Below are 1,153 nucleotides of genomic sequence, written 5' to 3' on the forward strand. Positions count from 1 at the left end.
AGAGGTAAGCGGTACCGGCGGTCCCTGGTAATCACCTGCCGGGACCACGACATCCCCCCACCCCGCCGTGCGGGTCAGGCGGCGGCGCGGTCGGGTGGGTCGTCACGCTGCAGGGTCGCGGCGAGTTCCCGGGCTCGGGCGAGGAGGCCGGGGTGGTCGTTGCGGGTCCACGGTCCGGGGTCGGCGAGCCGTCCGAGGTGGCGGTGCAGGTGCCGGGTTTCCGGGAGTCCGTCCTCGCCGAACCTGGCTTCGAGTCGTCCGGCGTGCAGGGCGCGGTGGTGCCGGCCACAGAGCAGGACGAGGTTCTCGATGCTGGTGGGTCCTCCGTCAGCCCAGTGGATGACGTGGTGGAAGTGGCAGGCCCACGCCGGGGCGCCGCAGCCCGGCGCGGTGCACCCGCGGTCGCGTTCGGCGACCAGGAGGCGTTGGGCGGGTGTGGCGTGCCGGTCGAGGGTGTGCAGGGAGCGGGGCCGGCCGAGGCGGTCCAGGACCGCGACGGACAGGTCGGCGTCGCAGGTGGCGGCGCGGAGCGTGGCGTCGGTGACGGGGCCGTGCCCGTCCACGCTGGCCGTTCCCACCTCCACCGTGCCGGTGTCGTCGAGGGTGGCGCGCAGCACGACGGTGGCCTTGTGGGCGACGACCGGGTCAGGTTGCTGGCGGGGTGGTGCGCGCCGGTGGTGACCAGGTCGACGAGGCCGTCGTGGCGGCGTTGCATGGTGGAGCGTGTGTCGGGTTCTGCACCGTCGGCACCGTTCGCAGGTTCGGGGCGGGAGGCGGCTTCGACGGCGGAGCGGACGACGACGGCAGCGGCTTCGTCGAGGTCGACGGTCATCCGCAGCATCCCGTTCCGGCGGGTGAAGGTGAGGGTGCGGCGGCTGGCGGAGTCCGGTTCGAGGTCGCGGACGTGCCGGTCGACGCGTTCGGGGTCCAGACGGATGAGGAGTTCCTCGAGGACCTGGGTGGCGGTGGCCAGGGGTTGGGTGCCGGTGACGGTGGCGAAGTGTCCGTCGATGAGGTCGGCGCGGCGTTGCGTGGTCCACACGCGTTCGCCGGTCTCGGTGTCCACCTCCATGTCGACGGTGCCGCGGCGCAGGGGGGTGGGGATGGATCGCAGGGCGGTGACGGCGGTGTGGACGTGGGCGAGGGTGGCGTT

1 protein-coding gene and 1 pseudogene are annotated in these 1,153 nt (G+C 73.5%); both read right to left on the bottom strand.

Translation table 11 applies throughout. From position 1 onward, the window contains the following. Positions 1-74 precede the first annotated feature (74 nt). Positions 75-617: an HNH endonuclease signature motif containing protein gene (locus ABT295_RS21120; RefSeq protein WP_352396375.1), complete on the bottom strand. Its 543-nt coding sequence runs from the start codon at positions 615-617 to the stop codon at positions 75-77. A gap of 107 nt (positions 618-724) precedes the next feature. Further along, positions 725-1,072: pseudogene (locus tag ABT295_RS21125) on the bottom strand (hypothetical protein); the annotation flags it as partial. Positions 1,073-1,153 lie beyond the last annotated feature (81 nt).

Origin of the sequence: Terrabacter sp. NPDC000476, assembly GCF_040300125.1 — a bacterium.
Taxonomy (GTDB): domain Bacteria; phylum Actinomycetota; class Actinomycetes; order Actinomycetales; family Dermatophilaceae; genus Terrabacter.